The 13,407-nt window shown below is 37.1% G+C and carries 17 protein-coding genes; 5 read left to right on the forward strand and 12 right to left on the reverse strand.

Features of this window, described 5'->3' with window-relative positions; translation table 11 throughout:
• Positions 1 to 223: 223 nt before the first annotated feature.
• The 12 genes from I6G50_RS06635 to I6G50_RS06690 form a co-directional block, all read right to left on the reverse strand.
• Complete coding sequence (locus I6G50_RS06635) at positions 224 to 2,518, reverse strand: AAA family ATPase (protein ID WP_197908318.1); 2,295 nt, start codon at positions 2,516 to 2,518, stop codon at positions 224 to 226.
• 5 nt (positions 2,519 to 2,523) lie between these two features.
• Positions 2,524 to 4,119 carry a DEAD/DEAH box helicase gene (locus I6G50_RS06640; protein ID WP_197908319.1) on the reverse strand — a complete coding sequence of 532 codons (1,596 nt, stop codon included), beginning with the start codon at positions 4,117 to 4,119 and terminating at the stop codon, positions 2,524 to 2,526.
• The gene (locus I6G50_RS06645; RefSeq protein WP_197908320.1) at positions 4,120 to 4,350 is read right to left on the reverse strand and encodes a hypothetical protein; all 231 of its coding nucleotides are present in this window, start codon (positions 4,348 to 4,350) and stop codon (positions 4,120 to 4,122) included.
• A gap of 11 nt (positions 4,351 to 4,361) precedes the next feature.
• On the reverse strand, positions 4,362 to 5,006 hold the full coding sequence (locus I6G50_RS06650; RefSeq protein ID WP_197908321.1) for a hypothetical protein: 645 nt from the start codon (positions 5,004 to 5,006) through the stop codon (positions 4,362 to 4,364).
• A gap of 18 nt (positions 5,007 to 5,024) precedes the next feature.
• Positions 5,025 to 6,053 (reverse strand): ATP-binding protein, encoded by a 1,029-nt coding sequence (locus I6G50_RS06655; protein ID WP_197908322.1) that lies wholly within the window; start codon positions 6,051 to 6,053, stop codon positions 5,025 to 5,027.
• Positions 6,054 to 6,062: 9 nt separating this feature from the next.
• Positions 6,063 to 6,353, reverse strand: a complete 291-nt coding sequence (locus I6G50_RS06660) for a DUF4313 domain-containing protein (RefSeq protein ID WP_197908323.1) — start codon at positions 6,351 to 6,353, stop codon at positions 6,063 to 6,065.
• Positions 6,331 to 6,978, reverse strand: a complete 648-nt coding sequence (locus I6G50_RS06665) for an HNH endonuclease (RefSeq protein ID WP_197908324.1) — start codon at positions 6,976 to 6,978, stop codon at positions 6,331 to 6,333. Before I6G50_RS06665 ends, I6G50_RS06660 begins: the two co-directional genes overlap by 23 nt.
• Before the next feature lie 10 nt (positions 6,979 to 6,988).
• A complete protein-coding gene (locus I6G50_RS06670) occupies positions 6,989 to 8,266 on the reverse strand; it encodes an AAA family ATPase (RefSeq protein WP_197908325.1) in 1,278 nt (425 codons plus the stop codon).
• Between the two features lie 80 nt (positions 8,267 to 8,346).
• On the reverse strand, positions 8,347 to 8,631 hold the full coding sequence (locus I6G50_RS06675; protein WP_197908326.1) for a hypothetical protein: 285 nt from the start codon (positions 8,629 to 8,631) through the stop codon (positions 8,347 to 8,349).
• A 9-nt stretch (positions 8,632 to 8,640) separates the two neighbouring features.
• Complete coding sequence (locus I6G50_RS06680) at positions 8,641 to 8,838, reverse strand: hypothetical protein (RefSeq protein ID WP_197908327.1); 198 nt, start codon at positions 8,836 to 8,838, stop codon at positions 8,641 to 8,643.
• 16 nt (positions 8,839 to 8,854) lie between these two features.
• Positions 8,855 to 9,040: a hypothetical protein gene (locus I6G50_RS06685; RefSeq protein ID WP_004260161.1), complete on the reverse strand. Its 186-nt coding sequence runs from the start codon at positions 9,038 to 9,040 to the stop codon at positions 8,855 to 8,857.
• A gap of 9 nt (positions 9,041 to 9,049) precedes the next feature.
• Positions 9,050 to 9,286, reverse strand: coding sequence for a helix-turn-helix domain-containing protein (locus I6G50_RS06690; protein ID WP_004260159.1), 237 nt, complete (start codon positions 9,284 to 9,286; stop codon positions 9,050 to 9,052).
• Positions 9,287 to 9,465: 179 nt separating this feature from the next.
• On the opposite strand from I6G50_RS06690, the gene I6G50_RS06695 reads away from it, so the two are divergent.
• The 5 genes from I6G50_RS06695 (at position 9,466) to fabZ (ending at position 13,373) form a co-directional block, all read left to right on the forward strand.
• A complete protein-coding gene (locus tag I6G50_RS06695) occupies positions 9,466 to 9,978 on the forward strand; it encodes a helix-turn-helix domain-containing protein (RefSeq protein WP_004260157.1) in 513 nt (170 codons plus the stop codon).
• A gap of 8 nt (positions 9,979 to 9,986) precedes the next feature.
• Positions 9,987 to 10,424: an ImmA/IrrE family metallo-endopeptidase gene (locus tag I6G50_RS06700; RefSeq protein ID WP_004260154.1), complete on the forward strand. Its 438-nt coding sequence runs from the start codon at positions 9,987 to 9,989 to the stop codon at positions 10,422 to 10,424.
• 47 nt (positions 10,425 to 10,471) lie between these two features.
• Entirely contained in the window at positions 10,472 to 11,266 is a 795-nt protein-coding gene (locus I6G50_RS06705; protein ID WP_004260152.1) for an Ltp family lipoprotein, read from the forward strand.
• 126 nt (positions 11,267 to 11,392) lie between these two features.
• Positions 11,393 to 12,841: a recombinase family protein gene (locus I6G50_RS06710; RefSeq protein ID WP_197908328.1), complete on the forward strand. Its 1,449-nt coding sequence runs from the start codon at positions 11,393 to 11,395 to the stop codon at positions 12,839 to 12,841.
• 73 nt (positions 12,842 to 12,914) lie between these two features.
• Positions 12,915 to 13,373, forward strand: coding sequence for a 3-hydroxyacyl-ACP dehydratase FabZ (gene fabZ / locus I6G50_RS06715; RefSeq protein WP_004260149.1), 459 nt, complete (start codon positions 12,915 to 12,917; stop codon positions 13,371 to 13,373).
• Positions 13,374 to 13,407: the final 34 nt, after the last annotated feature.

Consider the following 13,407-nt stretch of genomic DNA (forward strand, 5'->3'; position numbering starts at 1 on the left):
TGCAACACCAAAAGCAAATTTGACTTGTCAATACACCTACACCCCCAGGATATTTCTATACGGAAGTATAGAAATCACTGACACCCCTTTTTGACACTGTCAGACTTGTCAAAATTGATAGGTTTGACACCCTTTTTTACCTGTCACTTTCAGCCAAACTGACAGGACTGACAGGGGTATCAATTTAAGTAAAAATTGACAGTTTTGACACCCTACATATTTTCTAATTTTTAGAATCAGAACTTTCATTTTTTTCACATTTAGACACATAACCTTCGTCATCAATTTCCAAAGAATCAGAAGCTTTTATCCACTGCTTGATAGTATTGCGTGACTTATCAAAATATGTTTCAAGCTCTCCGATTCTGACCTTTCCTTTTCCGTCCATATCTAGACTATCCAAAGCAGTGATTACATTTGCTGTATTTTTCTTGATACGTGCAGCTTTCTTTTCCTCAGAACTTTGTGTTGCATGTCCTTTTTTAGCACCCTTTTTATATGGTGGTTCACTACCAACGGGATCTAAGTCTTTCAAATTACCAACGTCATCATGAGTGTGTAGAGGATAATTGAACCAAAGATTGACCGGCTCAAATTTCGGAAATTCTCGAAGCGTTCCTTCAAGTCTCCAAGCCGACATGAGCTTCACAACTTTTTGAACTTCCCCAAGCTCAAAGCCTGAAATTTGCCAGGCTCTATCTTGTCCAAGTGCTGCAGTAAGATGCTCCCGCATAGCTGATGCTGATAAGAAATCATCTTGCCCAATCTCACTCAAATATGTTGGATTTTCATTTCTGATTTTTTCTGCATAGAAGTTCGCGGTTGCACGTCCTTCTTGCATTTTCCGAAGATTGTCCGTAACTTCAAGCTCAATCAAGTCAAGAATTGCATCGGGATCACGGGCAAAGACACCAGAACCAGAACTGCGGTCCATGGAAGATTTTCCGCCTTGAGCACCTTTTGAGTGATGGTGACAGTAAATAACAGATGTTCCAAGTTCCGCGGCTACTTTATCAAAGTTATTGGTAAACTTAGCCATTTGCTCCGCATCGTTTTCCGAACCCGTCAATACTTTGTAAATCGGGTCAATAATCACTGCATCAAATTTTTCTTTCTGTGCACGTCTGATAAGTTTGGGCGTTAGTTTATCCATTGGAATTGAATGTCCACGCATGTTCCAAATATGAATATTTCTTACATGGTCCGGACGTATTCCCATGCCTCGGTAAATATCCTTAAATCGTTTGTAGGCCGAAGGACGGTCAAGCTCCATATTGATATAGAGTACTTTTCCGCGTTCACAGTTGAATCCAAACCAAGGAATACCTTCCGCAATTGCAATACACATTTCCATGAGTGCAAAAGATTTACCAGCTTTCGACGGTCCAGCAATGAGCATTTTATGCCCGCGGCGTAGTACATTATCAATCAGAACAGGTGCCAGGGGCGGATCTTCTTCAAACATTTCGGCGAGACTTTCGAATTCTGGTAAATCGTCATTCAAGTCTTCAATCCATGTTTGCCACTCCTCCCAGTCTGCTTTACCAATATTCGTATCAATAAGAAACTGTTTATGTTCTCCGCGGATGATACCTGGCATTCTGGAAAGTCGAGACGGATTTTTATTTTGACTATCAACCTGCAGACCATTCTTGTTACAAATTTTATAGAGGTACTCTACGCGGTCACGGTATTCATTTTTATCTTTAGCATCAATCTTTACAATGGCATGTACTGATTTTCCACCAGAATAAACAAGCGTTGCAATGGGTAATTCAAGTTCTCGCATGATTGCATTTTGCTTATCAATACTCAGATTATCCGATTCTACCAAAGCATATTTGAACTCTGTGACGTTATCATTTTTAACACCTTTACCATCTAAAGGATTGAAACGAATCCAAGCGCCAGCCTCAGGGTTAGAATCTCCTACAATAAAACCTAGGTCTTTTTCATTTTTGTACTTTTCTAATTGATTAAGTACTTCTTCTGCAGTCCGCGTGTAGTTACCTTTACCACTGACAGAATATTTCCCATCATCACGTAACCAAGAGTCAACCACATAGCCAATATAATCATCATTTTTGAAAAGAGTTTGAATGTAAGTTTTTAATTGCTCAATAGGATCCCAATGATCCGGCTCTCGGATTTCTTGACCTTCAACCCAAGACTTATCAATAAATTTATATTCTTGTGCTGCACTTACTTCATCATCCCAACCAAGAAATTCGTTTCCATCATCTCCTTTATATTGACGTGGTTGCCAGCCCCCTTCTTTTGCTTTCATTGTGATAAAAGCTCCAGTTACTGGTGTCCCGTCATTATTGCCAAGAGAATTCCACTTAGCTTCCATCTCTCTTGCGTTATATCGTGAATCAGGTTGAGACCAAAGATCCCATGTTTCAAAACCATACCCCTCATGCTTCAAGGCCATACCAACCGACACCCACTCTGTATAATCAAGTGATGCTGGGGGGATAAAATCTAAAAGAGGTATCAAGTCAAATTTTTCTTCCATTTATATTAAACTCCTGTATATTGGCTAGGGTTAATATCTGCTGGAACCCGCCAGCCATTGCCAGCGATTCTGTCAATAAGCTTACGTGCTTTATCGAACTGCCAAGTTCCCACATGGTGGAAACCTTTCTTTTCCAAGAAACGAATTTGTTTAGGTGTAGTCAGACCCGACATTTTTCGTTTGTTCAATTTATCCAGCAAGATTTTAGCCTTGCCTGCATTTTCAATTTCTTCTGGGAAAATCCCAAATTTTTCAAGGGCTGCAATTTGTTTATCTGAAGCCGGTGCCATTTCCCAACCAAAGGACGGTGCATAATTTACCAAGTCTTCTGCTTGAATGGACATTTCAAATTGCAAAGGATCCACAAGTTGTCTTTTGCGTTTTTTCATTGCTGCTAACTGCTCTGCAAGTGAATTTTCACGATCCTGGACAACTTCACCTTCTGCAATTTCCGCGACCTCTTCCAAGTCAAAGGGAATAGGTTCTGCTTCATCTTCCAATTCAGCCATTTTCTCAGTCATTTTTTTCGCAACTTCTTCATCTTTTGCAACTAAGTGAGCTGGATGTACCAACTCATGACGTTCAGTATGCCAAAGGAAGTCTAAGATTAAACAATCTTCTTTTCCTTTCGCAAGTCGAAGCCCTCGCCCAATACATTGAACATAGAGAGGGCGCGATTTTGTTGGTCTTAACATAATCACACAATCAACTTCTGGCGAGTCCCAACCCTCAGTAAGCAGCATCGAGTTACACAAAACATTGTATTTTCCATCGTCAAAATCTTTAAGCACTTCTGCACGGTCTTTAGATTCGCCATTAACCTCTGCAGCTTTAAATCCTTTTTCATTTAGAATATCTCTGAACTTTTTAGAAGTCGCAACCAAGGGAAGGAAAACAACTGTCTTTCTATCTCGACAATGTTTAATCATTTCATCCGCGATCTGGTAAAGATACGGATCCAAAGCACTGCCAACTTCACTAGCTTTAAAGTCTCCGGCTGACATTGAGACTGCCGACAAGTCAATTTTTAAAGGAATAGTCAAAGCCTTCATTGGCGACAAGTATTTATTTTTTATTGCATCCGGTAAGCTGTACTCATAAGCCAAAGACTCAAAGAAGGTCCCAAGATTTTTCTTGTCTGTCCGGTCCGCTGTTGCAGTTACACCCAAAACTTTTGCTTGGTCAAAGTAAGAAAATACTTTTTGATAACTGGATGCCAACACATGGTGAGCTTCATCAACAATGATCGTGTCATAGTAATCTTTTGGAAACTGCTCCAAGCGCTTTTCACGCATAAGAGTTTGAACACTTCCCACAGTCACACTATAAAACGTATTTTTTGCGGTCTGGTCAGCTTTTTCAACTGCAGCTCTTAATCCTGTTACTTTATAGAGCTTATCTGCAGCTTGATCTAAGAGTTCACCTCGATGGGCCATAATTAGGACCCGCTCACCTTCACTCACTAAATCTTTTGTCAAATCAGAAAAGGTAACTGTTTTTCCTAGCCCGGTAGGAAGAACGAGCAGCGTTCTATTAACGCCACTCGCCCATTCTTCCTTGATTTTTTGATTGGCTTCTTTTTGGTATGGACGAAGTTCCATCTAATCCTCCAAATCTAACTGCATTTGCGGGTTAGCCTCATTATCAAGTTTATCCCGCATAGATAATGCAGTGTCAAACTCATCATCTTCGGTAAATTTAACGGTAACCGAATTAGAATTCATTTTGTATGAAAAATCTTTTTCATTATCCAATAACCACTGAATAAATTTTTTAGTTGCCGGTTCAAATTGAAAGGTAAACTTGCCTGTAATTGTTTTTTCAACGTACATATAAATTCTCCTTAAAAGTTGTATCCAGGGGCTTGTTGTTGGCCTTGAGGTGCTGCAGTATTACCTGGGAATGGTGCCACATTTCCTTGTTGTTGCTGTTGCATACCAGGAGTTGGCTGCTGTTGCATTGGTGGTTGTTGGTAATTTTGTTGTGGCATTTGTTGGCCTTGAGGTGCTGTATTAGGAGCTGTATTAGAGGCTGTATTTTGATAACTTGGTGTTTCTGGTTCAAGGAAGCTATCAATACGGTTACTTTGAGCATCATTACCCGAACGATCCTTATAATTGTTGACAATGATTTTAGCTTTTCCATGTGCACCCAAGACTGTGCCCCAGTTCATTTTTACCTTACCTTCTGCATTTTTAGGTGCTCCAATTGAAGTAAAGAATTGATTGATTTTCCACTGCATTTTTTTGTAAAGATAAAAATTCTCTGTCAAAGTAGTTGTTTCACCTGTTGGTGCTTGAATTTCAATCGTCACCGTAGCTTTAGGGGCATTGGCTGGAATTTTACTTTCGCGATTTGCTGGTTTTTCATAAATTCCTTTTTCCAAGTTTGTAATCACAAAAGGATATTCGCCTTCTGGTAATAGGACGAAGGGGCTCCCTTCTTCTACTTCATCATCCCAGCCTAAAATTTCCATATCGTTATTCATTTGTTTGTTCTCCTTTTTTTAATAAACTCTTTTAGATTTAATTTCTGCGAAAATCTTATCCCATTGTGCAACTAGTCCACCTTGGATAAGGTCTGAAGGATAATCACGAATTGGCATTTCAAGGGGTTTAAATCCTTTTTCAGCTACCAGTGCGCGAATTTCCTCTTCAGTTACTTCATTAGCCATCATAAGATGAGCTAATTCTTTTGGAATTGCTGGATCAATGGTAATTGGATCGCGAGAAAATTGGTTTTCTTGAGGTGTTTCAACCGTAGGTGCAACTTGTGCTGGTGGAACTTGTTCAGTCACAGGTTGTTGAACTGGAGCAGCCTTTTGAAAGATATGAGCGATTGCAGCAAATTCAAACGGCAATTGATCAGGTAATCCATGACGATTCTTTGCATCCCATGCTGGATGATGTGTAGTGAACATAACACGTTTACCACCAGTCGCTTTTTTGGATTTTGTTTTACTATCCGTAACAATTGTGGTTTCATAGTTAGCAAATAGCACCATGTCCGCCCATTCTTTTAACAAAGGCGCACACTGTTTGGAAAGCTTAAGCTGGTAGCGGTCAAATGCTCCCATCTCATCAGGCTTTTCAAATTTCTTAATATCTGCATGGGCTGTAACAACCACATTGATACCAGCATCGGTAAGTTCAGATAAAAGATTAAGGAGCTTTCCAAATTTTTCTTTCACCATTGTGTAGCCTTTACCATAACCAAAATCTTCAATGGACTGTGCATTGACGTCACTTGCAATAACAGCTTGATTGGCCAGTGTTTCCGCCCAGTCCGCTGTGTCAATAATCAACGTTTCACACATGTGTGTTTGCTTAATGTAGTTCACTTCATCCATCAGCATTTGCCAGCTTGTGGGCTTATCCATTCGATGAACATTCATATTTGCTGTAGATCCCTCAGTATCAATAAAGATAGGTGATGGGAATTGTGAAGCAAAGGTTGATTTACCAATTCCCTCGACTCCATACAAAACTACTTTTTGAGCGGTAGCAGTTGGACCGCTTGTAATGTTAAAACTCATTTCTTCCTCCTATAAATTCCAAGTGACCATTGGATAATTTACAAAGCCACTTCTTAACTCCATGCCAGTTTTTTCTACAATTCCTTCTTTTACCAACAACTCCAGTAATTCCTTACCTTTGTACATGTTAATATCAAAGAACTGGCTGTTATCAAATACTGGAAAATCAAGATTGACAGTTAGCACTGCATAGAGTTCTTTACTCTGAGTTTCTGCAGCTACTGCTAGACTTTGATCATGGGTGTAAGTTGTTTTAGTCAGAACTAATTGGTTACCATCAAAGGTTATTGTTTTGTTCATCATTTATCCCTTTCAATACTTCAATATATTTTTGATTATCTGAATTGAATTTCTTCAATTTCCCCCGAGGAATGGGAATAGCAATTTCCACAGATTCAATAAGCCAATTATTATGCCTTATCCTGTATTGCAAAGAGGTAATTAATTCTTCTTTTTTTCCAACTTTGTAATATATAAAACCTTTATAAGTAATTCTTTTATATCTACTACATTGCATTGCTGCCAAATATTCGGGAGATTTAGGACGAGGTGCCACAATTTCCAATTCCGACGTTTCTGGATTCACTTTACAAAATTTGAGTGGCTCCCGCGTTGCCATTTTTTCTTTTTTGTAATACGACCATCGAGCTACAAATGCCCTCGTAGTTTCTACTAAATTATCTAGTCGTGTATTATAAACGTCACCGTCTCGATATGTAATACATTCTGGTTCATAACCATAAAATGCTATAAATACTAATCGTCCCACGGTTTTCCAAAAAGTTAAACCTTCAAAAGTTAGCATTACTTGTGCACAACGTGGCTGCTTTTTAACTTTTAAAAATTTATTTGTGTAATAGGAAAATATTCTTCCATCTTTTGTAGCTCCATAGTTAGGATAATCTGGTATTTGTCTTATTTCCATAGCTCATACCTCAGAATTGATATTTAGGTGCTTCCGGGGCAACTGGTAAGACATTCTTATGTGTTGTTTCCACTTCCTCGCCGTAACCATCAGAGATAATAATTGAGCACTCGTCACCAGTTGAAACTCGTGTTGCGATAGCTTGCAGCTGCTCTTCTTCAAGCCATTGGCCAAACTCTTCAAGCGTTTCTACATCCATCTGCTCTAACTTGTCAATCAAGATAAATCCACATTCAGGCTTCAATTTACGTACAATAGCTGTTGATACTTTGAGTTGCTCAGCTCCAGACATATTGTCCCAGCGTTGGCCATTATAGAGAAGTTCTCCTTCAGAAACGGATAGACCAGGAAGAGGAAGATCCGCATCATCAAGCAGCTTTTTCATATCTCGACGGACATTGGCAATATCTTCATCAAGTTCCAGATACTGATTTTTATAATCTTGAGCATCTTCATTGGCTTTATCTTTGTCAAGATTAGCCCGAACTTTACGATTAATTTCATCCACTTGTTGGATATTTTGTTCAAGTTCTTCAGTTGATTCATCATGCAAATCTAATGCCGATTTTTCAGCAATTACAAGCTGTTGGTCAACTTTAGCTTTTTCTTCAATGAGACGAGCAATTTCGGAATCAAGTTCTGCTTGTCTTTGTTTCAAGCTATCTCGCTGCCCTCTAATTCGTCCATTTTCAGCGTTTTTAGCAAGAATAGCTTGTTGTTGCTGAATAAGTTCTGAGGCGCTGACAGGCTCTTTAGGAGCTTCTGGATAATAGGTTTGTTCATCCGCAAACTTCTGCTTCTGATCAGCAATCTGCCCAATCATGTGGCGTTCATTGTAGAGTTCTTTCTCTTTTTGCTCAAGAAGTGCTAATTGCTCACCTACACCGATAATTTGAAGTAAGGTCTTTGCCTTATCTGTATTTGATGCTTCCATGAACTTTGGCAAGTTGATTGCCAGTTCTTCAACAAATCCATTGAGCAATTGTTGGCCAGCTTTATTCCCACTTGGATCAATAACTTTTAAATCGCTATTCTTTCCATCTCTGCGAACTTCTAGACCATTGCTCATAACAATGTGCAAGCTAGGTGGTAACACGCTACCTTCGCGCTGTGGTTGGCTAGGTTTGTGCTTATTCCCGCCAAGTGCCCAGGCGATAGAGTCAAGAATAGAAGTTTTACCTTGACCATTACGACCGCCAATGATTGTTAGGCCATTTTTTGTAGGTTCAAGCTTTACTGCTTTAACCCGTTTTACATTTTCAATTTCAAGTTTATTGATTTTAATCATGTTTCCTCCGAATTTTTGATATAATTGGAGTAGAAAGTTCTCAAATTTCTACTCAGCTTCTGGTTGCCGCCAGGAGCTTTTTATTTTGCGATGAAGGGGCTATTTTCTAAATAATTAGCAAGTGTTTCTTCATCTTCTACAACTGTTTTTAGAGTTGTTGTAAATTCACGTACCTTCCGGCCTGTATCTGGTTCTTCATGAATTACCATATTTTCACGGTAATTAATCATGTTCTCTCGGCTGAAGTCGTTACGTTTGCGAATCTCAAGTTCAATTTGTTGCTCTTGGTACTTGTGTCTGAGATGTTCAAATTGGCTTTCCTTAAGTTCCAACTCAGCAAGTCGTTGTTTCGTTATAAATGCCATCTTTACTCCTTACTTATATAGATGAATTCCAGTAAGCTTCATTTTTGAACGCTTAGCAATGGCTTCGGCTTCATGGCGTGCATTAATTCGCATAGGTTGAACCAATCCTACAATGAAGTCTTTTTTTGCAGTTACAGATTTCTTTGTGTCTGGATCCAGTTGTTTGCGTTTAGCAGTAAGTACTGCATAAAATTTTGTTTTGTTCATTTTTAATTCCTTTTTTCTAATTATGACCAGATTCTCGATTTAGAGCTTCTCGGTTTATACGAGCAAAAACTTGATAAATCTTATGATCATCTGGAATACACACCTCTCTCAGTCCGGGGGAACCGTGAAGAGTAGAACCCATAATGACCCGACCATCTTGAAAGATGTGCTTGATTGGGATATCTTTTTCTTCTTTAGCCATGTATTCTCCTCACATTTTTTGTTCTTTATCGGGAACGTTCGACTTAAAAAAAATACCTAAGTCTTCTTTACTGTACCCAAAGATTGCAGCTAATTGAATTAGTTCATTTGCACCAATGGCAACAATACCATTTTCACGTTTTGCATAGGCAGCTCTTGACTTCCACCCCATCTGTTTAGCAACATCGTCCTGAGTTAAATCTTTAGCAATTCGTTCTGCCTTGATTCTACTTAAATCAATAGTCATATATTTTTCTCCTTTCTCTTCATCGTTCTTTTTCGAGAACAAAATAATAATAACATTATCGTTCTCTCTTGTCAACAAAAAAGATATAAAAAAACACAAAAAAATATTTTACATTTACTTCTTGTGCTTTTTTGGGAACAATGATATAATGTTTTTATCAACTTAATAGAGAGAAAAACATGCGAACAAATGAAGAAATAGTAAAAATACTAATAGATGAAAAAGACAAACAAAATCTTTCCATATCTGAACTCGCTCGCCGTGTAGATATGGCAAAGTCTGCTGTGTCTAGATATTTTAATTTCACAAGAGAATTTCCTTTGAATCGTGCTGATGACTTCGCTAAAGTTTTAGGGATTTCTACAGAATATCTATTGGGAATATCTAAGGAAGATACAGCCAGTACATCAGAACTTGATTTTCCTATTATAGAAGAAACAGTTGAAACTATGAAAAAACTTGATGAACCTCGTCAGAAAATTGTGCTTGATACTGCCAAAGAGCAACATAAAGAGCAGGAAGCAGAAAAAGTCTTATCATTAAATCACTATAAATTATCCGATGAGTACCTTGATGCTCAGATTAATAAAGCCAGCGCTTATGGCGGCGGAGAACTTAGTGATAATGACAAAGAGTTTTTCAAGCGTCTTTTAAAAAATACTCTTCAAGAAAGAATTGACCGTGAGGAGTAAAATGATTTATGGGAAAATTAAGAGAATTGTCTCGTGAACTTGGTGCTGAAATAATATATTTTAATGCTATCGAAAATGGTGTTGAACTGGAAAGCGACACCAAGGGAGTTTACTTACCGGATGACAATGTTATATATATACGTGATGATCTAACAATATATGAACAAGAAAATGTTATTCTTCATGAACTTGGCCATTGCTATTATGGTCATGTACATTACGATTGCCATTCAAAGGGCTATAGTAGTAAACAGGAAGCAGAAGCCAATTCATATATGGTAGCCTATAGATTTAAGGAATGGCTTCTAACTTGGGATTTTGCTCCACTTCCCGAGGAATTGAGTGTCCAACGTTTCATGAATGCTTATCATTTTGAATATAAAGTTGAGCATTTATGTGAGGATATGCTAGAGCAATATAATGCTGAGTATTATGAAACTGTTTAAATAAAAGAACGTGCGCTAATCACGTTAAAAGGGTAAGGAGATAATTAATGAAAAAATTGGGATTAATGATAGTTATGCTATTTTCTATTATTGCTTTGAGTGCTTGTTCAAATTCTAATAAAACAGCTGAAGAACTACCTAAATCAGAATCTAAAAAGCCAATTCCTAGTGGTTATATAAAAATTTCTGATCCATATTTTAAACCAAAGGAACAAGTTCAAGAAGAATTTAATCAATTAGGTCTAAAAGTAAAATTTGTAGTAACTAATTTTGATGAAAAGGCCGAGTCAAATTCAAAAAAAATAATTAAAGGAATGTGCGATCAGATTAGTTCTCAACCTAATGTAGAATATTTTGATGTTGATGAGTATGATAATCCAGATATTAGCTATTATGCTAAAAAAGGTAGTACCATAATTATTGGGTATTCTGACCACGATTATACACCAAAATCAATGAGTAAAAGTGCAACTACCAGTCCTTCTTCCAATATTACCCCTTCAAGTTCTAAAGAAGATTCACAACCTTCAACAAATAAAGATGCTGGTAAAGTATCCAGAGAATTTCAAAATGCATTATCATCAGCTAATAATTATTTAGATTATTCATCTTTTTCAAAAGAGGGTTTAAAAGAACAATTAATTTTTGAACAATTTCCTGAAGATGCTGCTCAATATGCAATTGACAATGTAAAAGTTGATTGGAACGAGCAAGCACTTAAAACTGCGAAATCTTATCTTGATTATTCGTCGTTCTCAAATGCAGACCTTCAAGATCAATTAATCTATGATAAGTTTACCCCCGAGCAAGCTCAGTACGCTATAAATAATTTACCAGAGTAACTTAAAATAAAAAATCCGTCCTAAACTTTGGCGAGTCCCAGGACGGATTTAGATCTAGTACAGAAACAACACGGCAATCGTGAAGTTTTCTTGTACCATTATAACAAAAAGAAAGGTACAAATACAATGAAAAAAGTAGCAGTGTACGCCCGTGTTTCAACTACCGTACAAGCTGAAGAGGGTTACTCTATTTCAGAACAAACAGACAAACTTTCCAAATATTGTGAAATAATGGGATGGACAGTCTACAATACTTATACCGATGCCGGATTTACTGGGTCAAATATTGAACGTCCTGCAATGCAACAACTCATAAAAGATGCTAAAGAAAGTAAATTTGATACTGTCCTTGTGTATAAGTTAGATCGACTAAGTCGCTCTCAAAAAGATACATTATTTCTTATTGAGGATGTTTTCAATAAAATTGGAATTGGGTTTGTCAGTCTACAAGAAAAGTTTGATACTACTACTCCTTTTGGGAAAGCAATGATTGGTATCCTCTCAGTCTTTGCACAGCTTGAACGTGAACAGATTAAAGAGCGTATGGCATTAGGATATGCTGGACGAATAAAGAGCGGTAAAACGGCTGCTCATAGCATACAGCCATTCGGTTATGATTACAATAAAGAAAAAGGAATATTATCAGCAAATCCACTACAAGCAAGTATAGTAAAACGTATATTTGAAATGTACCTGGACGGTGTCAGCATCGTTAAAATAGTAAGAATTTTAAATGACGAAGGGCACATTGGTAAAGAGAAACTTTGGGCACCAACTACAGTCAGAAGAACCCTTGCAAATCCAGTATATATTGGGTCTCAATTATTTAAAGGTGACCTCTATAAAACAGATAATGATGTCATAATTGACGAAAAAGTTTATTGGGCTGTACAAGATGAACTAGCAAAAAGGAATAAAAAAGTTAAAGAAGCAAATAATAATCCAAAACCTTTTCAGTCTAAATATATGCTATCAGGTATCTTGAAATGTGGAAAGTGTGGAAAACCTCTAATTATTGTTGTGGGTAACAAGAAAAAAGATGGAACTACAAACAATCGTTATCAATGTTACTACAGAAAAACAGGAGGGGGGAGCCGTCCTGTTGATTTCAATGAAAATAATGCCTGTGATTCCGGATATTTTCGACAAGATGCTTTAGAGAAGTATGTAATAGATTCAATTTCAGAATTACAAATCAATGATCAATTATTAGAAACAGCTGTATCCACTACGGAAGATAGTAACAAAGTAGATACTATGTCATTAAAAAAAGAACTTGATAGACTTGAAAAAGAATTGGCCAAATATAAAAATATGTATATGATTGATGCAATATCATTGGAAGAGCTTCAAGAACAAACTAAGCAGAATACCCTTAGAAAAAAATCTATCATTAATCAACTTAATCAAGATAAAACTGAGGTAAATAATCTCCGTATCTCTAGAGCAAAAAAACTTCTTTCTTCAAAAAACATAAGTGAACTTCCTTATGGTGAACAAAAAATCATGGTAAACACGATTATCAATAAAATTATATGTACCAATGCTGAATATTCTATAATATGGAACTTCTAATGTTTTTATACATAAAACAATAAAAATAGTGATATAATAAGATAGTACAAATAAAAAATGAGGTACTATTAATATGACAAATTCAAAGTATGCACTCTCAGCAACAGAAGTTATGGAAGTTATTCCTAATCGCTATCCAATTATGTTTATCGATTATGTTGACGAAATTTCAGAAAACAAGATTCTTGCTACAAAAAATGTAACAATCAATGAAGAAGTTTTCAATGGACATTTCCCTGGTAACCCGACCTTCCCTGGTGTTTTGATTTTGGAGAGTTTAGCACAAGCTGGCTCTATCTTGATTCTCAAAAAAGAAGAATTTCAAGGTAAAATGGCCTATATCGGAGCTATTGATAAAGCAAAATTCCGTCAAAAGGTTGTACCTGGTGATGTTATGAAATTAGAATTTGAAATTACAAAATTCCGTGGTAAAGTTGGTAAAGCAGACGCTGCTGCTTATGTCGATGGCAAAAAAGTAACAACTTGTGAGTTCACTTTCATCGTTGATGAAGCTGCTGAACAAGAGAAATAAAAAAGAGCAATCAAAAAGCCTCCTTGCTAGATAG

It is taken from the genome of Lactococcus garvieae, assembly GCF_016027715.1.
Classification (GTDB): domain Bacteria; phylum Bacillota; class Bacilli; order Lactobacillales; family Streptococcaceae; genus Lactococcus; species Lactococcus garvieae_A.